The sequence below is a fragment of the Nocardioides silvaticus genome (genome assembly GCF_003160695.1).
Classification (GTDB): domain Bacteria; phylum Actinomycetota; class Actinomycetes; order Propionibacteriales; family Nocardioidaceae; genus Nocardioides; species Nocardioides silvaticus.
Genome location: NZ_QGDD01000001.1, coordinates 331977 through 351815, shown reverse-complemented (window position 1 = coordinate 351815; position 19839 = coordinate 331977). Strand labels below are relative to the sequence as shown.

Sequence of the window (19839 nt, the reverse complement as noted above, 5' to 3'; positions counted from 1 at the left end):
CCTTGGGCTGGTGATCTGGTTGCGGACAGGGGCGTACGCGAGACACCACGGGGTGTCTCGTCGTCTGCGACTGTCAGCAGCGGATCACGCAGAGGCGGAGAAGGTCGGGTGGATCGCGCTCGCGGCTCAGCAGGATCGGATGTTGGAGGGCGGGCAGCATTGTTCGCATCAGCGGGATGCAGCGACGGAGGAGCAGCAGCGCAAGGCCCAGGACGAGTCCGCCGAGGACCGCCATGCACAGCCCGATCATGCCCATGCCGCCGCCCGACCCGGAACCGTCACAGCCGTCGTCGCAACTGACCGCGTCGGCGTCCATCGCGGCAGCGTCGCCCGGAACCTGGCCCGAGTGAGAGGTCGCGAGCACAGACACATGGTCGTCGCCGTGCAGCAGCGCGACGTGGGCCGGCGAGTGGCTCGATTCGGCGTGCATGCCCGCATGGGTGCCCCACCCGTGCATGGAGAGCAGCCCGAAGAGCGCCAGTGCGGCCACCACGAGCGCGTAGCGCGCCCGGGAGCTCCCGGCGATGCTTCGGAGGTCCTTCACGAACTCGATACTAGGCAATGCCGCTACCGCCTCATTGTTGGCGTCCTCGCCTGGTCACAGGCAAGGGGCACCCATGGGATCTCAGCGGCCGCTGGTGCGCTGCTCCTGCTGCTTGCGCCAGCCGTAGCGCGTCAGCCCTCGGGGCTTGTAGATGTTCAGCACCAACGGCACGAGGAGTACGACGAGTCCCCCGATCGAGTGGAACAGGTCGCCATGGAGGCTGTCGGCATCCGCCGCGGGGTCGGCTGCGCGCGCCGCCAAGGCGTCGACGTCTCCCATGTGGAGTAGCAGGATCACGGTCGCGAACACGGTCAGGAACAGGCTGATCAGCACCCAGTAGTGGCGGAACAGCCCCCATGGGGTGCCCAACGAGTGCACGATCCCGGTCACGAGCGAGGTGACCGCGAGCGGCACCACGGCGTACCAGGCAACCGGCTTCATCATCAGGTGGGCCGCGCGCACCAGCTGCTCATCAGCGCCCGCGACGACAGGGACGTTGAGCGCGATGTAGGCCGCGATCGCGCCGAGCCAGCCCACCGACGAGGCGATGTGGACCGCGAGCACGGCCTTGCGTACGCGCGGAGGCATCGTCATCCGTGCATGCCGGGGCCATGCTGGCCGCCGCTCAGCACCATCACCAGGATGACCAGCGCGACGACGACTACGAGGCCGATCGCGAGGCCCTTGACCCAGCCCGGAATGCCCGGCGGCTCGACAGTGGGGCGGCCTTCGGACTGCGGGTGCTCTTCAGTCATGGGTGGGTCCTCCGCGGATCGGCGTACGAGAAGGTCAGTTTACGAGACACCTTGTATTGTTCAATACATCTTGTCGTACAACCGACGAGACGTATCCTTCCGGCATGCCGAAGTTGTGGAATGAGACCATCGAGTCCCACCGCAACGCGGTGCGCGAGGCCATCCTCGAAACGACCTGGAGGCTGGTCAACGAGCGGGGCCTGCTGTCAGTGACCATGACGCAGGTCGCCGAAGGGGTGGGCATCGGGCGCGCCACGCTCTACAAGTACTTTCCCGACGTCGAGTCGATCCTGCGCGCCCACCACCAGCGGCACGTTGACCAGCACCTCGAGGAGCTCACTAAGTTCGCCGGAAGCTCTGGCCCGGCTGACGAGCGTCTCCACGCCGCGCTCTCCCATTACGCCCTGATCTGCCACTACCGCGCCCGACACGGATCCGCCGACTTGTCAGCGCTACTGCACCGGAGCGCCGACGTCGCCGACGCTGAAGAGCGCATCCACGGGCTGTTCACACAATTGCTCGACGAGGTTTCAGCCTCGGGCGGGGTGCGTACCGACATTGCGGCGAGCGAGCTCGCCGACTACTGCCTGCACGCCCTCGGTGCGGCAGCGAAGGCGCCAGACGAGGCGGCGACATCGCGCCTGGTCGAGCTGTGCTTGCGGTCGCTCCAGTCCGACTAGCGCTGCTAGAAGAAGGCCCGGGACGAGACGGCCGGGAGAGCTCTTGATCTATCCGCGGCGCTGGTTCGAGCAGGTAGGTGAAGTGCTGGTGGCGATCGCGGGGGATGCGCTCGTCTTGGTGATCGCGGCGACGGTGCAGCGAAGCAGGCAGGTTGCGATGGCTTGAGCGGTTGGGCTCTGTGCTGTTGCTCTGAGTGCGGTCGTCATGGGCATGGTGGTCAGTCCCGGAGGGTCTGGTGGTTGCTGGATCCGTGGCTGGGGGCAGGGTTGTCGTCGGTCTCGAGCTCGGCGGCGATCGAGACGGTGAGTCCGCCGAGGAGGAAGCCGATCACGGCGGCGGCGAGGGTGTTGGTGTTCATGGGCGTGCTCCAGATCAGTGCTGATGGGTGTGGTCGTCAGAGGTGCCCGGCGAGTGGTCGCCAGTGTGCGGATCGGCCGGCGCGTGGGCTCCATGGCCTGCCTGCGACCCAGGTGAACCGTGACCAGCGTGATCTGCGTGCGAACCGGCGCTTGAGTGGTTCTCGTGCTCGGGGCCGTGGTGGTACTGGTGGGTGAGGGCGTGACCCTTGCCCTTGTCGATGAGGTACCGGTTGACCGGGAAGGCAGCGAGGAAGGCGACAGAAAGAGCGATCATCATGCCGATCCAGAAGATCGGGTTGACCAGGCCGGAGTCCATGGCTCCGGGGATGAGGGCCATGACGACGTTGTCGACGAGCTCCATGACGGCGATCGACAGAGTGTCGGCGGCGAAGACGACGCTGAGCGCGGCGCCGAAGCCGAGGCCGGCCTTGATCAGTGGCAGCGTGGACAGGGCGTAGCCGAACAGGAAGGCCAGTCCGACGGCGAGCGCGATCGTGGCGCCGGTGCTCAGGCCGAGGGCTGTTCCGATCATCAGGCCGAGGATCTCGCCGATGGCGCATCCGGTGAGGCAGTGCAGGGTGGCGCTGGCGGCCATGGCGTTGCGGGGGTTCATCGCGGTGTGCCTCTCGTCGTAGATACCCCCCCACCGTATACGGGCGGTTGTGCGAACGCAAGCAGCGCAGTGATCATCCTTGGAAGTGCGACAGCGTCGCCACCGGGTTTCGGTGGCGACGCTGTCGGCCGGAGGGCGCTGGTGGTCAGCTGATCTGGTAGCCGGCGTTGGTGATGGCGGTGCGGACCGCGGTGTCCTCGACGTCGGGGCCGGTGACCTTCAGGGTCCCGGTGGCGAGGTCGACGTCGGTGGCGATGACTCCGGGGACCTGGGTGACGGCGGCGCTGACCTTGGTCGCGCAGCTGGAGCAGGTCATGCCCTGGACGGTGTACTCGTTGATGTCGCTCATGGGAGGACGTTCCTTTCGGTGGTGTGGTGAGCCGAGGGTCGGCTCGGTGTGGTCCGGCGCCGCGGGCGGAGCCGGAGGTGGTGCCGTCAGGCGGCGAGCTGCTGGGCCTGGTCCTCGGCTCCTGCCTGTCCCCCCGTGGCGCTGCGGAAGAGAGCGAGGGTGGCCAGGGCGCCGACGCCCGCGACGATGGCGGCGCCGATGAAGGCGGCGGAGAAGCCGTCGGTGAGGGCGGCCTTGTCGCCGAGCTGGTCGGCGCCGTTGGCTGCGGCGATGGCGGTCATCACGGCCAGGCCGAGCGCGGAGCCGATCTGGTAGCTGGTGTTGACGATGCCGGAGGCCAGGCCCCCCTCCTCGGGCCGGGCGGCGCCGATCGCGGTGCCCAGCGTGGGGATGAATGCCAGTGACATGCCCAGTGCGGCCACGAGGGAGGCCGGGAGTACGTCGACCGCGTACGAGCCGTCGGGGTCGATGAGTGCGAGCCACGACAGCCCGGCAGCGAGCAGGACGAGACCTGTCACGGTCGCGGCCTTGGGGCCGATGGCGGCCAGCACCCGCGGTGCGAGGGCGATCATCCCGATCATGATCAGCAGGGTCATCGGGAGCAGGGCCGCGCCACTGGGGAACGCGGTGTAGCCGAGGACCTGCTGCAGGTAGAGGTTCAGGAAGAACCACATCGGGATCCAGGCCGCGCCCAGCAGCAGCTGGGCGAGGTTCGCCGCAGCGAGGTTGGGCGCCCGGAAGATGCCGAGCCGCACCAGCGGGTCGCGTCCCTTGGCCTGGCCGACGACGAATCCGGCGAGCAGGACCGCAGCGACGGCGAGGACGCCCCAGGTCTGGCCGGAGTCCCAGCCCACCTCGGGCGCCTGGACGACGGCGTACACGGCGGCGCCGAGGCCGGCGGTGACGGTGAGGGCGCCGAGAAGGTCGACGCGACGGCCCGAGGCGGCGCCACCGGCCGGCATCACGCTGGGGACGAGGGCGAGGATGGCCACGGCGATCGGGACGTTGATGTAGAACACCCACGGCCAGGAGAGGTACTCGGTGATCACGCCGCCGAGGAAAACCCCGGCGGTTCCACCGGCAGGTGCGGCGGCGCCGTACAGGGCGAGGGCCTTCGGCAGCTCCTTCGGGTTCGCCCCGAACAGCATGAAGAGCAGCGTGAGGGCGGCCGGCGCGATCAGTGCCGATCCGGCGCCCTGGATGGCGCGGCCGAGCAGCTCGACCTCGACGTTGCCGGCAAGGCCCGCGACCAGGGAGCCGCCCAGCAGGACGACCCATCCGGTCGAGAAGACCCGACGGGCGCCGAGGACGTCGGAGAGCTTGCCGCCGAGTAGCAGCAGCCCGCCGAGGGCGACGACGTAGGCGTTGAAGACCCAGGACAGGTTCTCCTGAGTGAAGCCGAGCTCGGCCTGCATCTTCGGCAGGGCGACCCCGATGATCGAGGTGTCCATGATGACCATGAACTGGGCGGCGGCGATCACCGCGAGCCCGAGCCAGCGGCGGTTTGCCGCTGGCGAGGTTGTGGCTGACATCTGATTCTCCTTCGACGGGTGCCCGGCTCGGTGGCGGGACTTCGTGGTTGTGTGGAATACCGTAGGGGGGTAATGTATTCCAACAGGAGCGGACGCTACCACGAAATACCGGAGGGGGGTACCATGGGAATGACCCACACGCTCACCGCGAAGGACAGCCCGATGGCAGAGACACACGAGGCGCACCAGCACAGCTACATCGCCAACAACAACAAGGACGCCTACCTGAAGCGGCTGCGGCGCATCGAGGGCCAGGCCCGCGGCCTGCAGCGGATGGTCGAGGAGGAGCAGTACTGCATCGACATCCTCACCCAGATCTCGGCGATGACGAAGGCCCTCGAGGCCGTCGCCCTGGGGCTCCTCGACGAGCACATGGCGCACTGCGTCGTGAACGCGGTCGCTGCCGGCGGCGAGGACGCGCAGATCAAGCTCAAGGAAGCCTCCGACGCCATCGCGCGGCTCGTCCGCTCCTGAACACCCCTCGATCCACCACCTGAAACCCGGAAGGAAACAGCCATGAGCCAGACCAGCACCTACATCGTCACCGGCATGACCTGCGGCCACTGCGTCGCCTCGGTCACCGAAGAGGTCCAGGAGATCCCCGGCGTCGAGGACGTCGCGGTCGACCTGCCCACCGGAGCCGTCACCATCACCAGCACCGAGCCCCTCGATGACGCCGCCGTTAAGGCCGCCGTCGAGGAAGCCGGCTACCACCTCGCATGAGCACCCCGGTCAAGCTCATCGGGTTCCTGGCCGCGATCGCCGCGATCTTCGGCCTCGCGCTCGTCGTCGGCCGAGTCGTCGGTCCGGTCGATGACGAGCCGGCCGCGGCCCACGACACCGCCCACGACGGCGACCAACGCGCGGCAGAAGAAGGCGAGCACGCCGGCGGCCACGGCGACGAGTCGCAGGCCTCATCCCCAGTACAAGAGGTCCCAGGAGGACTCATGGTCTCCCAGAACGGCTACACCCTGACCCTGGCCGAACCCCGCAGCCAGGCCGGGCAGGACCGACCCGTGGCGTTCACCATTACCGGCCCCGACGGCGCCCCGGTCACCGCCTACGACGTCGAGCACGAGAAGGACCTGCACCTGATCGCGGTGCGCCGTGACTTCGCCGGCTTCCAGCACGTCCACCCCGTCCTCGACGAGGACAGCGGGGTCTGGTCGATCGACCTCGACCTCACCCCCGGCACGTGGCGACTCTTCGCCGACTTCAAGGCCACCGGCGCCGACGCGCTCACCCTGGGTACCGACCTGGCCGTCGACGGCAACTACCAGCCCGCCGCGCCGCCCCAGGAGAACCGCACCGCGACCGTCGGCGACTACCAAGTCACCCTCGACGGCGACCTCACCGCCGGCAAGGACGCGAAGCTCACCCTGAACGTCACCAAAGCAGGCAAGCCGGTCACCGACCTCCAGCCCTACCTCGGCGCCTACGGCCACCTCGTCGCGCTCCGCGGCGGAGACCTGGCCTACCTCCACGTCCACCCCGACGGGGAGCCCGGCGACGGCACCACGAAGCCCGGACCCGAGGTGGTCTTCTACGCCGCCGTTCCCAGCGCCGGGACCTACCACCTCTACCTGGACTTCCAGCACGACGGCGTGGTCCGCACCGCGGCGTTCACCGTCACCGCCCGCGGGGTCATGGACACCGAGTCCGGCTCCGATCCGACCGACGACAGCACACCCGCCGAGCACGGCGACCACTCCGGTCACTGACCGGCCAATTCCACCAGGAGACAACGATGACAACGCAGAGTCAGTCAGGCACCCCAGCCGCCGGTTCGATCGAGCTGGCGATCACCGGGATGACCTGCGCCTCCTGCGCCAACCGGATCGAGCGCAAGCTCAACAAGCTCGACGGCGTCAGCGCCACGGTCAACTACGCCACCGAGAAGGCAAAGGTCACCTTCGATCCCGACGTGGCGCCCGAGGCCCTGGTCGCGGCCGTCGAGCAGGCCGGGTACGGCGCCTCCCTGCCCCGACCGCCGAAGACCGACAACGCCGGCACAGACGGCAACAACGGCGCGGCAGAGGAAGCCGACCCGCTCCGCACTCTGCGGCAGCGGCTCCTGATCTCGGCGGTCCTCACCGTCCCGGTGATCGCGATGGCGATGATCCCCGCCCTGCAGTTCACCAACTGGCAGTGGCTCTCCCTGACACTCGCCGCACCCGTCGTGGCCTGGGGCGCCTGGCCCTTCCACAAGGCGGCCTGGACCAACCTTCGCCACGGCACCTCGACCATGGACACGCTGATCTCGCTCGGCACCCTGGCCGCACTGGGCTGGTCGCTCTACGCCCTGTTCTGGGGCACGGCCGGCACCCCCGGCATGACCCACCCGTTCGAGCTCACCATCCAGCGCAGCGACGGCAGCGGCAACATCTACCTCGAAGCCGCGGCCGGCGTCACCACCTTCATCCTCGCCGGTCGCTACTTCGAGCAGCGCTCCAAGCGCCGCGCCGGCGCAGCTCTCCGTGCTCTGCTCGAGCTCGGCGCGAAGGAGGTCGCCGTCCTCGGACCCGACGGCGTCACCGAGACCAAGATCCCGGTCGACCAGCTCGCGGTCGGCAACCGGTTCGTCGTACGCCCCGGCGAGAAGATCGCCACCGACGGCGTCATCGAGCGCGGTACGTCGGCCGTGGACGCCTCGATGCTGACCGGCGAGTCCGTGCCGGTCGAGGTCGGCGAGGGTGACGCCGTCGTCGGCGCCACCGTCAACGCCGGCGGGCGCCTCGTCGTGCGCGCGACGAGAGTCGGCGGCGACACCCAGCTGGCGCAGATGGCGCGCCTGATCGAGGACGCCCAGAACGGCAAGGCCCAGGTCCAGCGCCTGGCCGACCGGATCTCGGGCATCTTCGTCCCGATCGTCATCCTCCTCGCCGCCGGCACCCTCGGCTTCTGGCTCGGCACCGGCAACGGCCTCGCCGCCGCCTTCACCGCAGCGGTCGCGGTCCTGATCATCGCCTGCCCCTGCGCCCTCGGGCTGGCCACGCCGACCGCCCTCATGGTCGGCACCGGCCGCGGCGCCCAGCTCGGCATCCTGATCAAAGGCCCCGAGGTCCTGGAGTCGACCCGCAGCGTCGACACCGTCGTCCTGGACAAGACCGGCACCGTCACCACCGGCAAGATGACCCTGCGCGACGTCATCGCCGCCGACGGCGAGGACGCAACCGTGGTCCTGCGCTACGCCGGTGCCCTCGAGAACGCCTCCGAGCACCCCATCGCCCGGGCAATCGCCGACGCCGCCCGGGACCAGCAGAGTCCCCTCCCCGAGGTCGAGGACTTCGCCAACATCGAAGGCCTCGGCATCCAGGGAGTCCTCGCCGACGGGGCAGCCAGCCACGCCGTGCTCGTCGGCCGTCCCCAACTGCTGGCCGAGTGGTCCCAGCACCTGACGCCCGCGCTGCAGCAGGCGCTGGAGGAGGCCCAGTCCACGGGCGGCACCGCCGTCGCAGTCGGGTGGGACGGCAAGGCACGCGGCGTCGTGGTGGTCGCGGACGCGATCAAGCCGACATCGGCAGCCGCGATTCGCGAGCTGCGCGAGCTCGGACTGCGGCCCGTGCTGCTCACCGGCGACAACGCGGTCGTCGCCCGGCAGGTCGCCGCGGAGGTCGGTATCGACGAGGCCGACGTCATCGCCGACGTACTCCCCGCAGACAAGGTCGACGTCGTCAAGCGGCTCCAGGCCGAGGGGAATGTCGTCGCCATGGTCGGCGACGGCGTCAACGACGCAGCCGCGCTGGCCCAGGCCGACCTCGGCCTGGCGATGGGCACCGGCACCGACGTGGCGATCGAGGCCAGCGACCTCACCCTCGTCCGCGGCGACCTGCGGGTGGCGGTCGACGCGATCCGGCTCTCGCGCCGCACTCTCGGCACGATCAAGGGCAACCTGTTCTGGGCCTTCGCCTACAACGTCGCCGCCCTGCCACTGGCCGCCGCCGGCCTGCTCAACCCGATGCTCGCCGGCGCCGCCATGGCGTTCTCCTCGGTGTTCGTGGTCTCCAACAGCCTGCGCCTGCGCGGGTTCAAGGCCCACTCCGCCGCCGCGACCGAAGCACCGGGGACCGTGTCATGAGCGCGCCCACGGCTCGGTTGGCGGCGCTGACTCCGGAGAGCGCGGTCGGTGCCTCGCGCGACCTCCTCGGCGACCTGGTCGAGCGGCACGGCCAGGTCGGTGCGATGGTCCGCACCATGGCCCACTCGCCCGCGGTCCTGGGTGGCTACCTGCAGCTGAGCCGGGCGATGAAGCGCGCCAAGCTCGACCGGCGCATCAGCGAGCTCGTCTCGATCGCACTGCAGGTCCACCAAGGCTGCGAACTGTGCCTGGAGGCGCACGAGAGCGCCGCCCGATCGCTCGGTGTCACCGAGGAGGAGATCGAGGCGGCCCGGCGCAGCACGTCCGCGGATCCCCGGGTAGCGGCCATGATCGCGGTGGCCATGAGGGTGTACCGGGAGCCCACGGGCATCACGGACGCCCAGGTCCAAGAGTTGCGCGACCATGGCTACAGCGACCGGGAGATAGCCGACGTCGTCGGGGTGGTAGCGCTCAACGTGCTCACCGGAGCGTTCAACCTGCTCGCCGGACTCACGCCAGAGACCACCCCCTGAAGCAGGATCCCAGCCCGCGCAGCCGACAGCCGGTGGCCGACGCCGCTGGACCCGCGCGGCCCTGAAAGCCCCGTCGGCCCGGACCCCTAAGTCGATTCGTTCAATGGATTTTGAACATGACAGCGAGTTGTCGCAGGGCGCTGCATCTCGACAAGAGCCGGGGCTCACCAGGGATGGCCCGAGTCTTCTCGAACTTTCGGGGGGACGCCTCCTGACCTGCGCGAATGCGTTGACGCGAACTGCGTCCCCCCGTTTGCCGCGGACGGCGGGGGACGGATGCGGGGACGCGAGGACGCCACGCTCAGGCCGTGACGCAAAACGAGTTCTCCGAAAGTGTCCGATCCGTGGCGGCCGCGGTTGCTTGTTGGGTCATGATGGGTTGGCGGCGGGTGTGCCCGGAGGACGGATGTTCTCAGAGACAATCCTCACGACCGGTTGGCCAGTCCGGTGGGGTCGCCGAGATCGGAGTGATCGACGGTCGCCAGGTAGCGGGTGGCGCCTTCGACGCTGAGTCCGAACAGGTCGTAGATGCGGCGCACGTCGCCGCCGGTGGCGTGGATCTCGTGCAGGATGCGGTCCTCGCGCAGGGCCCGCGGACGAATGCGGCTGTCTTTCCAGGGAAAGGAGTGGCCGCCCGGCACGAGCCGCGGCGCGGTTCGTCGGTTGATGAGCAGGTGCGGGTTGGCGGTCGCCGGCCAGGTCTGGCTGCGGTAGTCGAGCCAGGCGCTGACCCGGGTTCTCACGGGTGCTGCGAGCGGGATGTCGCGGCCATCGAGGTGGAGCCGGCCGTCGACGATGTCGGTCAACCCGAGCTCGCGCACCTGCTTGCCAGTGAGGCCGTGGAAGGCCACCAGTGCCACGGCGAGCGCGACGGCCGGGTTCGGCGAGTCCAGCTCGGCCCGGATCAGCGCGAGGTCCAACGGCATCGGAATGTTGGTGTGGACGCGGGTCAGATCGATGCCCCGCATCGGGTTGGCGAAGACGAGTCGGCGGCCCTTGAGGATCTTGAACAACGACTTCAGCCCGTTCTCCGCGAAGTGGCGGTGGCTGGTGCCGGTAGGCAGGGTCGCGAGGGCGGCCAGGATGTCGTCCTTGGTGATCTCTGCGAACGACCGGCGGCCGGCTTCAACCCACACCTGGACCACGGGCGCCAGCCCTTGGATGTGGATCTCGACGGTCTCGGGCTCGCGGGGCAATTGACGAGGTGCTTGTCGGGATCCGCCGAGCATGACCTGAAGCCACAGTCGGAGGTGCTCCCGCATCGCGTCGGGGAGGCTTCCGGATTCGATGAACTTGGCGTTGAAGTACCGCTCCACCCGTGTCGGAACGTCTTCGATGAGCAACTCGGCTTCCGCGAGGACGTCGAGGGTGGAGGTGATGGTGCCGTCATAGCGGCGCAGCGCCACGACGTCGCTGGCGCGGATCCTCGCAGTGGGCGTCGGCCGGACAGTCTGCAGCATCCGCAAGGTCTGCATCACCGCATTGCGTTGTCTTACGCTCCAGCCGTAGCGCCGGGCGTGATCGGCAACGATGGCCGCGCAGTAACGCGTCAGCTCACTGTCTTCGAGCAGGATTCGGTTGCGCAGGACGTCAGGATCGGGGTCCATATCGAACAGGGTCAGCTGTTCGCGCGCGTGCTCGTCGAAGCTGGTACCGGGGTGGTAGCTCAGCTGGTTCTTGTTCTTCATCGACCAACGGGCATCCCAACTGACGTAGTCCGGCAGCGGCGTCGCCCGACGTTTGAAGACCATGTTGGCGAAGAACAACTGCTGGCTGTTCTTGTTCGCGCCGGCGAGGTCCGGGGCGCGCCCGGGCACCTGCTCGAGTCGGGCATTCTCAAGGCAGAGGCGACATGCCCGCCTGTCGCTGACGTGGCTGGTGCGGCCGCAGAAGTCGCAGGTGCCCTTCGGGTAGTGGGTCTGCCACCAGCGGCACGACCAGCAGGTCCAGTTGTGGCGGGGGTAGACGCCCCAGGCAAGGCAGCCTTTGCAGGACCCGATGTGCTCGGGGCTGCGGGGATGACATCGACTGCACAATCCCTGACTGAAGTAGTCGGCGCGGGAGCCGCAGTGGTCGCACGGTGGCGATGCGAACGGGCCACCGGGCAGGCAGCGATAACAGAGGTCGACTCGGGGGTTGGTCCAGGCAACCCGGTGGTCCTGGCAGGCGTTGCACTTGGGCGGCACCCGCAGGGGCGCGTTCGGGCCGGGCGCTGGCATGCAATGCTCCTCGTCGCCGTGGCCGATGTGGGCGAGGGTTACAGCGGCGGTGTCGACCGCGGCTTGCCGAGCCGCGGGGTGACCGCCGGGGGCTTACCGGCGCTGTCGTTCGGATCGCCGTTCCCGTTGCCGCCGTTGCCGGTGGCTGCGGCCGTGTTGCGGGGACGGCGGGCGGCGACCTTGTCCGGCTCCGGTGTCATCAGGTCGTTCGGGGTGCACTCGAGCACGGCGCACAGCACGTCGAGCTCTTCGAGCCGCATTGTCGGCGGGGCGCCGGCCCACCACGACGACATCTTCCCGGCGCTGATCTCAAGCCCGGCTTCAGCCAGCATCCGGCGCAGCTCCGCGGACTTCCAGATCCCTCTCTCGGCGGCTCGCAGCCGCAGGCTCCACTGCATCTGGATCCTCTCCTTCGGTTCGTCGGTCGGGTCAGTCGGTACGAATGCCCAGGCGGGCTTCAACGCGGTCGCTCGCGTTGTTCCACGCACGTTCGATGTGGTCGCTGCGGACGTGGAGGTAGCCCGAGGTGGTGGCCAGCCACTGGTGTCCAAGGAGCTCTTGGAGGGCCTTGATGTCCATGCCGGCCGCGTACAGAGACGATGCGCAGTAGTGCCGCAGCACGTGTGGCGTCATCCGCCCCGACCACGCCGGAAGCCACTGATCGACCTGGATCCCCAGAGCTCGGCGCAGCGCGTTCGCGCCGACGCGGCCACAGCGGTCCAGCTCGCGGTCGAACCGCTCGGACGGCAGCATCGGCGCATCCGGGTCAGCCCAATCCTCGCCGTACTGCGGGCGGACCTCTCCCAGCCACCAGTCGATCAACTGGTTCGCGCCATTGATCGCCGGCACCAGCCGGGGCTTGGGTCCGCGGCCGCCAGAGCCCTTGCCATGACGGACGTGGAGCTTGCCGAACTCGCCCAGATCGGGGCGCCAGTCGCGGATGTCGAGCATGACGGTCTCGTTGATCCGCAGCCCGAGCCGGCGCCACAGCGAGGCGGCGAAGTAGTCGCGGGCCGCCGGCCGATACTTGCGTGCCTGCGGGACCGAGCCGCGCCAGGCAGTGAACAGCGAGTCGACCTCCTCATCCGACGGCGGCACCCGGACCTTGCCCAGCGATGCCCCGGACTGACGATTGAACTCATCGATCGGCTGCTCAACCAACACACCGGTCGCACGGCGGATCGTGCCCTCGTAGCGGGCGATCACGAACTCATAGAACCCCGACAGCGCCCCTGCCTTGCCCGCCCGGGTCGACACGCTGAGCCCCATCCGGCGCTGCTGGGCCAGAAAGGCGTCCGCGTCCGCGCAGGTGGCCTCCCACAGCGGGGTGGACAGCGAGCGCGCGAACTCAATGACGATCGCCCGGGTCCCGCCGATGTGGCGGTCAGTCAGACCTGCTGCCGACATCGCCAGCGCGTGCTGGTCGACGACCTCCTGCTCGAAGTCCAGCACCGCCTGCGCACCTATCAGTGCCGGATCAGCAGCGCTGCCACCCGGCAGCGCCACCAAGCCCATCAGTCACCGACTTCAAGCGAGGCGATCATGCATCGATGCTACAGCGAGACCGTCAGCCAGAGTGACCAAGTGTCAATTCAGGTCCGGCCAGCGGTCGAACCGACGCCACCTGCACAGACGCAGATCGGGACTCATCTGGGTCCGATCGAACCTGAGTTCCTGGAGATTGCCGGCTGAGGCGCTCGGGACCGACCTGTCGTGAAGAAGCTGCTCCTCGCCGGACTGCCGGTCCTGATCGTCTTCATGGCTCTGCCGTTCGTCGTGACCCTGATGGTGGTCATGACCACGACCGCGGCCGCCGAGTGCCGCACCCAGACCAGCGAGACCGCACCCACTGAGCTCGGCGACCTTGGTGTCATGGACGGGCCGGTGGGCGGTCCGGTCAAGGGCAAGGTCACCATGGCGCAGGCCAACATCCCGCGCCGCTCTGGTCTCGACGGCTTCCGGGCCTCCATGCCCCGGGTGCTGTCGACGAACCCCGACTTCGTGAGCCTCAACGAGGCCAGCGGCTGGAGCCTGGCGCAGATCGAGGCCGCCGCTCCCGGCTACGACGCGTTCCGAGTCGCCGACCACACCGGCGACAACAACTCGATGGGCAACGTCGTGCTGTGGAAGCGCGACACCTGGTCCAAGGCCAACGGTGGCCGGGTCACCCTCGCCGTCGACGACAACACCTATTACAAGGGCCGACCGGTCACCTGGGATCGGTTCGCCACCTGGGTGATCCTCGAGCGCGCCGACGGCGCCGTGGTGTCGGTGATCTCGACCCACCACATGACCAACCCGCACAAGTACCCCCGCCAGCACGGGAACCCGCCGCTGACCCGGCCCCAGCAGTACGGCGCCGGCATGGACATCCTGCTGCAGCTGCGGAACTCCCTCGCCACGCACGGCCCGGTGCTCATCGGCGGCGACATGAACACCCACGCCTCCTACACAGACCTCCCGTGGACGGCGGCCGCCAAGATGAAGGCCGCCGGCTACGGCTGGCACAACCACTCGGTCGACTTCATCTTCTTCCCCCGTTACCAGGGCGTGCGGCTCGAGGGCGGCAGGGACGGGACCATGGTCTCCGACCACCACTGGATCGCCGCCCGCATCGCCATGAACGGCGCCGGCCCCGAGAGCGCCCCAACGACTGCGGCCACCAGCGAAGGTGTGGTGAACGCCGCCCACACCACAAGGACCTCGGCCGAGGAGCCGCCGACCGGCGACGTGCTCGCCCAGCTGATGCAGCTGCGGTTCGCCTCCAGCTACCCGACCCTGGCCACCGAGCAGGCCCGCAACGCGATCACCATCGCCCAGGTGGCCCGCGACCTCCAGGTCCCCCGCTACGGCCTACAGATCGCGATCGCCACCGCGATCCAGGAGTCCAAGCTGGTCAACCTCACGGGCGGCGACCGAGACTCCGGCGGCCTGTTCCAGCAGCGTCCCTCGACCGGCTGGGGGAGCCGCGCTGAGGTCACCAACCCGGTCCTCGCCGCGCGGGCGTTCTTCGGCAAGGCCCAGCACACCGGCAACCCCGGCCTGCTCGACATCCCCGGCTGGCAGGACATGCCGCTCACCGAGGCGGCTCAGGCTGTGCAGCGCTCCGGCTTCCCCGACGCCTACGCCCAGTGGGAGGACGTCGCCGGCGACATCACCGATCTCCTCGGCGGCGACCTGCCAGACCTGCCCGACGTCGATGGCGCGGTCTCGAACGCGAGCAACTGTGAGGGCACCGTCAACCCGATCACCGTTGGGACCTTGAACATCCTGGGCGCCGGACACACCGACAACGAGGCGGGCGGTGGCAATGAGAATGCCGGGTACGCCACCTGGGAAAAGCGGCTGCCCGGGGCACTCAGCGCGATCGAGAACGCCGGCGTCACCATCGCCGGCCTCCAGGAGGTCCACGGCCCCCAGGCGAAGGCCCTGGCTGACCGCTACTCGGCCAAGTGGGGCATGTACCCGGCCACCGGCAACACCCAGAACAAGGTGATCTGGGACCGCGGCAGCTGGGAGATGACCGACTCACGCCTCGTCCAGATCCCGTACTTCAACGGCAAGGACGTCGGGATGCCGGTCGTCCAGCTGACGGGTGCGGCCGACAGCGTCAACGCAGGGCAGGTGATCTGGGTCTGGAGCATCCACAACCCGGCCAACACGCAAGGGAACGCTGCCGGGCACCGCAAGGAGGCGCTGCGCCGCCAGCTGGCCACCATGACCGAGCTCGCCGGCACCGGCACCCCGACGGTGATCCTGGGCGACTTCAACGACGGCAAGGACGGCCAGAACTCCTCGCACTGCGTCCTCACACCCGAACTGAACAACGCCTTCGGGGGATCAGCGGAGCCCTGCAAGAAGCCCAAGCAGGACGCGCCGATCGACCACATCTACGGCGCCAACCTCACCTGGGCCAGCGCTGAGGTCGACAACAGCACCCAAGCCAACAAGATCGCTGACCACCCGCTGGTGACCGCCACCACCGCCGGCAGCAGCGCGGGCTGCGCGGTCGCGACCGAGACCAACTACAACCTCGGCCCGGTCAAGCCGCAGCTGACGCAGCTGGTCAACATCCTCGGCCCGATGTTCGACATCAAGACTGTCGGCGGCTACCGCGAGAGCGCCACCGACCCCCACGGTCACCCGGCCGGCCTGGCGGCCGACTTCATGGTCCCGCTGACTCCCGCTGGCAAGGCCCAGGGGGACGCGCTCGTGGCGTACGCCCAGGCGCACGCGAAGGAACTCGCCATCGACTACATCATCTGGTACCAGCGCATCTGGTCGGTCGCGCGAGCCGATGAGGGCTGGCGGCCGATGGAGGACCGAGGCTCGGCCACCGCGAACCACCTCGACCACCCGCACATCAACGTTCTGCCCAACGCCCAGGTCTCCCCGGTCGGCCTCGAGGGCGCGTCCTGCGACGAGGTGGTCCACCCGGTTCCCGCGCAGTACATTGGAACGGACCGGAAGAACTGGCACGACACCGGTCCCTACTGGTCCAACTGGCACACGGGAACCGACTTCTCCGCCCCGTGCGGCACGACCGTCTACGCCGCCCACGCCGGCACCATCGAGATCGACACCAGCCAGGGCTGGGCCGGCCCGCAGCTGGTCAAGGTCACCACCGGCGCCGGGTCCCTGACCACCTGGTACGCGCACATGCAGAACGTCACCGTCAGCCGCGGCCAGACCGTCGCCGCCGGCGAGCCGATCGGCCAGGTCGGCAACGTAGGGAACGGAAGTGGCTGCCACCTGCATTTCGAGGTCCACCTCGAGAACGGCTCCATCTACGGACCCGACAACGTCGACCCCTCGACCTGGCTAGCGGAAAACGCCTCGAAGCCGAGTCGGTCTGTGTGATCGCTGCCGGGCCCTTCCGACACATAGGTGACCAGCCAGAACTTCGACCACGAGGCGGAATCCAATGCAGCGAGAACGACGACGCGACCCCTACCCCTGGACCTGGGAGATCCCTGTAGCCGTGGCCCTGGCGGCCCTGTTCGTCATCGTCATCGGCATCCAGCTCGGCCGCTCCGTCGCGAACCTGCTCGCCGGCGCCGGCTGGACCTGGCCCGACGCCAACGCCGGCCCGTTCCCCTCACCGATCGGCACCGCCTTCTGGACCAGTCTTCCCGGCGTGCTCGGCGGGCACGCCGACGCCGGCCTGCCCACACCGACACCGGACGGCCTGGCTGGCCGCGGCCTGGTGTGGGTCAGCCTCGCGATGACCGAGGTCGCGCTGCTGACCGCCACCATTTGGGTCGGCGTCTGGGCCTACCAGCGCTGGGGCCCGGGACGCATGCGCGGCATGGCTACCGCCGCAGAAGCCGAGAAGATCCTCGGCGTCACTCGGCTGCGAAAGGTCGCCGGCATCGTCCGGCCCGACCTCTACGGCAAGCACGCCACCGCCACGGCGGCACCCGTTCAGCGCACCGCCGGCGACCTCACCGAGCAAACCGGGCCGCAGCTCGGCCACGGGCTCAGCCCGCGGCTCCTGAACGGCCGCCGGACGAAGGAGGAGCGATGAAGCTGAGGTTCAACCCGTGGGACGTGGGCTGGCGCATCGGGGACGCGCACGAGCCGCGTGGCGGCGAGCTGTGGGTGCCGTGGGACCGCACCGCCGGCGTCATCGGCCCGCAGGGCTCAGGCAAGACCCTCGACCTGCTCACGCCGGCGCTGCTCAGTGCCCCGGGCGCTGCCCTGGTCACCCTGACGAAGGTCGAGGACCTGCTGCTCAGCCTCACCGAACGCTCCCGCGACGACCGGCCGTGCGTGGTCCTCGACCCGTTCGGGCTGGCCGAGGGCGTCGTCGACGAGCTGATCTGGGACCCGATCGCCGGCTGTGTGGACCCCAAGGTCGCCGAGCGGCGAGCCAAGGCCTTCACCGCCGGCACCGTCAAGGGTGCGATCACCGGCGGAACGGGGGACGATGCTGCCCGGTTCTACGCCGCGGAGTCGGCGAAGGTGCTGCAGGGCTACTTCCACGCCGCGGCCCTGACCGGCAAGACCCTCGAGGACGTCCTGCAGTGGGTCGCGAACCCGACCGCGGCCACCCAGCCGATGGAGATCCTGCGCCGCCACCCGCACGCCGAGCCCTTCTGGCACGGCCTGCTGCACGGGGCGCTCAACGGCGACGACCGCACCGCCGGCAACACGATCACCACGGTGCAGCAGGCGGTGTCCCTGTTCTTCCAGGCCGACATCCGCTGCCGCTGCGTGCCCAGCCACGGGCACCCGGCCACCGACCTGGCCGACGTGATCCGTCGACGCGGCACTATCTACCTCCTGGGCCGCGAAGACCCCTACGCCTCGGCCAGCCCGCTGATGACCGCGGTGGCCGAGCACGTCCTGGACACCGGGCTGCTGCTGGCCAACAACTCACCGTGGGGAGGCCGGCTGTGCCCGCCACTGGTCTCGGTGCTCGACGAGCTGCCCTCGACCGCACCGCTTCCGACCCTGCGCACCCGGATGGCCAACGAGCGCGCCCTCGGACTGTCCTTCATCTGGGCCGCCCAGACCCGGCCCCAGCTGACCAGCATCTTCGGCGAGCACGAGGCCCGGGCGTTGCTCGGCCTCACCAACACCCTGGTGATGTTCGGCGGCTCCAAGGACGTCGTGTTCAACCAGGAGATCTCCGACCTGCTCGGAACCGTCCGCATCGGCCGCGTCACGCACTCCACCGGCGGGTTCAACGGCGGTAGCCGCAACTTCTCCGGCGACGACATCCCCATCATGCGGCCCGAGGAGGTCCGCCAGCTCCCCGAGCGGCGGGCCCTGGTGATCGCCGAGAACGGCAAGCCGATCATCGCCAAGCTGCACCGCTGCGTGGAGGCCAAGGCCGGCGAGCGGCTCCTGGCTGACCAGCGGGCACTGCGCGCACGGCTCACCAACGACCGCCGCATGGTCATCACCCCCGAGGCACGGGCGACCGCCGCCCTCGTTGAGGCACGCCGCCTCGGCTTCGTCGACGACGAGACCGAATCGACAAGGAGTGAGCTGTGACGACCGAACAGGCCCGACGGGCCGCGAGCCCGATGGTGTTCCCGTTCCCCGTGCCCGGGGAGCAGGTCCGGCTGGCCTACCGCGAGCTCCACATCGCCATCAACGGCACCGAGGAGCAGAAGAAGGCCCTGGGCAACCACGCCCTGCTGCCCCGGCCCTGGGAGCCGGCGACGTGCCCCGACCCCGAGCTCCGACATCAGCTGTGGGAGTGGTTCGAGGACGTCGTGATCTGGCTCAACCGCGAATACACCTGGGACGTCCCCGGGCTGATCCCCAGCTGCTGGCCACTGCACCCGCACCTGGTCCACGAGATCGCGGTGCTGGCCGATCAGCGCCGCCGTGCCGGGCTCGCCATGACCAGCGACGCGCTCGAGGAGTGGCACCGCTACTGCCTGCCCGCCTTCACCGACCGCATGCGCAACCGGCTACGGGCGCATTGCGACGACGAGCACAAGAGCTGGCCCGCCAAGCCGCGACACAACGAGCACCTGGGCGATGCCAGCACCCAGCGGCGTGAGAACGCCTTCGCCCACGACGTCGACGCGCTGCCCGTCACCGGACGGGCCTACGAGCAGCCCGAACCGGTCAGTCGACCGCGCCTGGTCGAGGTCGACCTAGACACCGGCGAGATTAAGGACGACCCGCTCGGCTCGCAGCCGCGCACCCGAACCGAGAAGGGTCCCCGAATCTGATGCGGCAATCGCGGAACGTCGCGCGACCAGACCCAACTCGCTAGGGAGTTGTACTAGACCGACCCCCAGTGTTTTCCACCAGGCCGCCAGGTGCCGATGCGAGCTGGTTCGGCGTGCGTTGGCTAGGCCGCGTGCTCCCGCCGTCCGGGCGTAGGGTGTCCTGATGTCGGGTGAAGATGGCCGCAGTTAGCGCGGGGCGGAGCAGCCCGATGATCGAGCGTCCCCGCACCGGCCTGACGCCTGTGGAAGCGGCGGAGAAGCTGGGCGTTCCGCGCTCGGCGATCGACCTATGGCGCCACCGCGGACACATCGTCCCGATGGGCATCATCCGAGGTCGGGGACGACCGACGCCGCTGTACTTCATCGAGGAGCTCGAACCCCTCGCCGCTGCTTACCGCGAGCGGGTTGAGCGCCGGGCGACACGCGGAGCCAGCGATCATCCCGGCCCTCGGGCCGCGAGTCGTGAAAGATAGTGATGACGG

20 protein-coding genes are annotated in these 19839 nt (G+C 69.2%); 10 read left to right on the top strand and 10 right to left on the bottom strand.

The window, feature by feature from the left end; all coding sequences use genetic code 11:
* Window positions 1-73: 73 nt before the first annotated feature.
* The 3 genes from DJ010_RS01565 to DJ010_RS21925 form a co-directional block, all read right to left on the bottom strand.
* Window positions 74-544 carry a DUF6153 family protein gene (locus tag DJ010_RS01565; RefSeq protein ID WP_109692469.1) on the bottom strand — a complete coding sequence of 157 codons (471 nt, stop codon included), beginning with the start codon at window positions 542-544 and terminating at the stop codon, window positions 74-76.
* Between the two features lie 81 nt (window positions 545-625).
* Complete coding sequence (locus tag DJ010_RS01560; RefSeq protein ID WP_211318610.1) at window positions 626-1138, bottom strand: DUF2269 domain-containing protein; 513 nt, start codon at window positions 1136-1138, stop codon at window positions 626-628.
* Window positions 1135-1299 (bottom strand): hypothetical protein, encoded by a 165-nt coding sequence (locus DJ010_RS21925; protein ID WP_158282894.1) that lies wholly within the window; start codon window positions 1297-1299, stop codon window positions 1135-1137. The genes DJ010_RS01560 and DJ010_RS21925 overlap by 4 nt, the downstream gene beginning before the upstream one ends.
* 104 nt (window positions 1300-1403) lie before the next feature.
* Between DJ010_RS21925 and DJ010_RS01555 the strand changes: the two genes are divergently transcribed.
* Window positions 1404-1979 (top strand): TetR/AcrR family transcriptional regulator, encoded by a 576-nt coding sequence (locus DJ010_RS01555; protein ID WP_109691861.1) that lies wholly within the window; start codon window positions 1404-1406, stop codon window positions 1977-1979.
* Window positions 1980-2197: 218 nt separating this feature from the next.
* On the opposite strand, the gene DJ010_RS21920 is transcribed toward DJ010_RS01555, so the two are convergent.
* From DJ010_RS21920 to DJ010_RS01540, 4 genes are all read right to left on the bottom strand, one after another.
* Window positions 2198-2338 (bottom strand): hypothetical protein, encoded by a 141-nt coding sequence (locus tag DJ010_RS21920; protein WP_158282893.1) that lies wholly within the window; start codon window positions 2336-2338, stop codon window positions 2198-2200.
* 14 nt (window positions 2339-2352) lie between these two features.
* Window positions 2353-2952 (bottom strand): DUF4396 domain-containing protein, encoded by a 600-nt coding sequence (locus DJ010_RS01550; RefSeq protein WP_245927129.1) that lies wholly within the window; start codon window positions 2950-2952, stop codon window positions 2353-2355.
* A 145-nt stretch (window positions 2953-3097) separates the two neighbouring features.
* Entirely contained in the window at window positions 3098-3301 is a 204-nt protein-coding gene (locus tag DJ010_RS01545; protein ID WP_109691860.1) for a heavy-metal-associated domain-containing protein, read from the bottom strand.
* Window positions 3302-3387: 86 nt separating this feature from the next.
* Window positions 3388-4833 carry an MFS transporter gene (locus DJ010_RS01540; protein WP_109691859.1) on the bottom strand — a complete coding sequence of 482 codons (1446 nt, stop codon included), beginning with the start codon at window positions 4831-4833 and terminating at the stop codon, window positions 3388-3390.
* A gap of 162 nt (window positions 4834-4995) precedes the next feature.
* Here DJ010_RS01540 and DJ010_RS01535 point away from each other — a divergent pair, with 162 nt between their 5' ends.
* Genes DJ010_RS01535 through DJ010_RS01515 form a run of 5 tightly spaced genes read left to right on the top strand, consistent with a single transcriptional unit; the run spans window position 4996 to window position 9444 of the window.
* A complete protein-coding gene (locus tag DJ010_RS01535) occupies window positions 4996-5307 on the top strand; it encodes a metal-sensitive transcriptional regulator (protein ID WP_192904043.1) in 312 nt (103 codons plus the stop codon).
* A 42-nt stretch (window positions 5308-5349) separates the two neighbouring features.
* The gene (locus DJ010_RS01530) at window positions 5350-5556 is read left to right on the top strand and encodes a heavy-metal-associated domain-containing protein (protein WP_109691857.1); all 207 of its coding nucleotides are present in this window, start codon (window positions 5350-5352) and stop codon (window positions 5554-5556) included.
* Complete coding sequence (locus tag DJ010_RS01525) at window positions 5553-6554, top strand: DUF8832 domain-containing protein (RefSeq protein WP_109691856.1); 1002 nt, start codon at window positions 5553-5555, stop codon at window positions 6552-6554. Before DJ010_RS01530 ends, DJ010_RS01525 begins: the two co-directional genes overlap by 4 nt.
* A 26-nt stretch (window positions 6555-6580) precedes the next feature.
* A complete protein-coding gene (locus tag DJ010_RS01520) occupies window positions 6581-8911 on the top strand; it encodes a heavy metal translocating P-type ATPase (RefSeq protein WP_109691855.1) in 2331 nt (776 codons plus the stop codon).
* Window positions 8908-9444: a carboxymuconolactone decarboxylase family protein gene (locus DJ010_RS01515; protein WP_109691854.1), complete on the top strand. Its 537-nt coding sequence runs from the start codon at window positions 8908-8910 to the stop codon at window positions 9442-9444. Before DJ010_RS01520 ends, DJ010_RS01515 begins: the two co-directional genes overlap by 4 nt.
* A gap of 425 nt (window positions 9445-9869) precedes the next feature.
* On the opposite strand, the gene DJ010_RS01510 is transcribed toward DJ010_RS01515, so the two are convergent.
* The 3 genes from DJ010_RS01510 to DJ010_RS01500 are packed head-to-tail and all read right to left on the bottom strand — an operon-like array spanning window position 9870 to window position 13178.
* On the bottom strand, window positions 9870-11663 hold the full coding sequence (locus DJ010_RS01510) for a site-specific integrase (RefSeq protein ID WP_109691853.1): 1794 nt from the start codon (window positions 11661-11663) through the stop codon (window positions 9870-9872).
* A gap of 38 nt (window positions 11664-11701) precedes the next feature.
* The gene (locus tag DJ010_RS01505) at window positions 11702-12061 is read right to left on the bottom strand and encodes a helix-turn-helix domain-containing protein (protein WP_109691852.1); all 360 of its coding nucleotides are present in this window, start codon (window positions 12059-12061) and stop codon (window positions 11702-11704) included.
* Between the two features lie 31 nt (window positions 12062-12092).
* Window positions 12093-13178: a tyrosine-type recombinase/integrase gene (locus tag DJ010_RS01500; RefSeq protein WP_109691851.1), complete on the bottom strand. Its 1086-nt coding sequence runs from the start codon at window positions 13176-13178 to the stop codon at window positions 12093-12095.
* 198 nt (window positions 13179-13376) lie between these two features.
* Here DJ010_RS01500 and DJ010_RS01495 point away from each other — a divergent pair, with 198 nt between their 5' ends.
* The 4 genes from DJ010_RS01495 to DJ010_RS01480 all read left to right on the top strand — a co-directional run bounded on the left by DJ010_RS01495 (window position 13377) and on the right by DJ010_RS01480 (window position 19357).
* The gene (locus DJ010_RS01495; RefSeq protein ID WP_109691850.1) at window positions 13377-16523 is read left to right on the top strand and encodes a VldE C-terminal domain-containing protein; all 3147 of its coding nucleotides are present in this window, start codon (window positions 13377-13379) and stop codon (window positions 16521-16523) included.
* Between the two features lie 64 nt (window positions 16524-16587).
* Entirely contained in the window at window positions 16588-17190 is a 603-nt protein-coding gene (locus tag DJ010_RS01490) for a hypothetical protein (protein WP_146207227.1), read from the top strand.
* Window positions 17187-18665 carry a type IV secretory system conjugative DNA transfer family protein gene (locus tag DJ010_RS01485; RefSeq protein WP_109691848.1) on the top strand — a complete coding sequence of 493 codons (1479 nt, stop codon included), beginning with the start codon at window positions 17187-17189 and terminating at the stop codon, window positions 18663-18665. The genes DJ010_RS01490 and DJ010_RS01485 overlap by 4 nt, the downstream gene beginning before the upstream one ends.
* Window positions 18662-19357, top strand: a complete 696-nt coding sequence (locus tag DJ010_RS01480) for a hypothetical protein (protein ID WP_109691847.1) — start codon at window positions 18662-18664, stop codon at window positions 19355-19357. The genes DJ010_RS01485 and DJ010_RS01480 overlap by 4 nt, the downstream gene beginning before the upstream one ends.
* The last annotated feature ends 482 nt before the right edge of the window (window positions 19358-19839 follow it).

Coding starts and splice junctions, on each gene's coding strand:
- DJ010_RS01540 (WP_109691859.1), bottom strand. CDS start 4,833: ATGTCAGCCACAACCTCGCCAGCGGCAAACCGCCGCTGGCTCGGGCTC.
- DJ010_RS01560 (WP_211318610.1), bottom strand. CDS start 1,138: ATGACGATGCCTCCGCGCGTACGCAAGGCCGTGCTCGCGGTCCACATC.
- DJ010_RS01490 (WP_146207227.1), top strand. CDS start 16,588: ATGCAGCGAGAACGACGACGCGACCCCTACCCCTGGACCTGGGAGATC.
- DJ010_RS01520 (WP_109691855.1), top strand. CDS start 6,581: ATGACAACGCAGAGTCAGTCAGGCACCCCAGCCGCCGGTTCGATCGAG.
- DJ010_RS01525 (WP_109691856.1), top strand. CDS start 5,553: ATGAGCACCCCGGTCAAGCTCATCGGGTTCCTGGCCGCGATCGCCGCG.
- DJ010_RS01530 (WP_109691857.1), top strand. CDS start 5,350: ATGAGCCAGACCAGCACCTACATCGTCACCGGCATGACCTGCGGCCAC.
- DJ010_RS01485 (WP_109691848.1), top strand. CDS start 17,187: ATGAAGCTGAGGTTCAACCCGTGGGACGTGGGCTGGCGCATCGGGGAC.
- DJ010_RS01515 (WP_109691854.1), top strand. CDS start 8,908: ATGAGCGCGCCCACGGCTCGGTTGGCGGCGCTGACTCCGGAGAGCGCG.
- DJ010_RS01535 (WP_192904043.1), top strand. CDS start 4,996: ATGGCAGAGACACACGAGGCGCACCAGCACAGCTACATCGCCAACAAC.
- DJ010_RS01505 (WP_109691852.1), bottom strand. CDS start 12,061: ATGCAGTGGAGCCTGCGGCTGCGAGCCGCCGAGAGAGGGATCTGGAAG.
- DJ010_RS21925 (WP_158282894.1), bottom strand. CDS start 1,299: ATGACTGAAGAGCACCCGCAGTCCGAAGGCCGCCCCACTGTCGAGCCG.
- DJ010_RS21920 (WP_158282893.1), bottom strand. CDS start 2,338: ATGAACACCAACACCCTCGCCGCCGCCGTGATCGGCTTCCTCCTCGGC.
- DJ010_RS01500 (WP_109691851.1), bottom strand. CDS start 13,178: ATGGGCTTGGTGGCGCTGCCGGGTGGCAGCGCTGCTGATCCGGCACTG.
- DJ010_RS01555 (WP_109691861.1), top strand. CDS start 1,404: ATGCCGAAGTTGTGGAATGAGACCATCGAGTCCCACCGCAACGCGGTG.
- DJ010_RS01545 (WP_109691860.1), bottom strand. CDS start 3,301: ATGAGCGACATCAACGAGTACACCGTCCAGGGCATGACCTGCTCCAGC.
- DJ010_RS01510 (WP_109691853.1), bottom strand. CDS start 11,663: ATGCCAGCGCCCGGCCCGAACGCGCCCCTGCGGGTGCCGCCCAAGTGC.
- DJ010_RS01550 (WP_245927129.1), bottom strand. CDS start 2,952: ATGAACCCCCGCAACGCCATGGCCGCCAGCGCCACCCTGCACTGCCTC.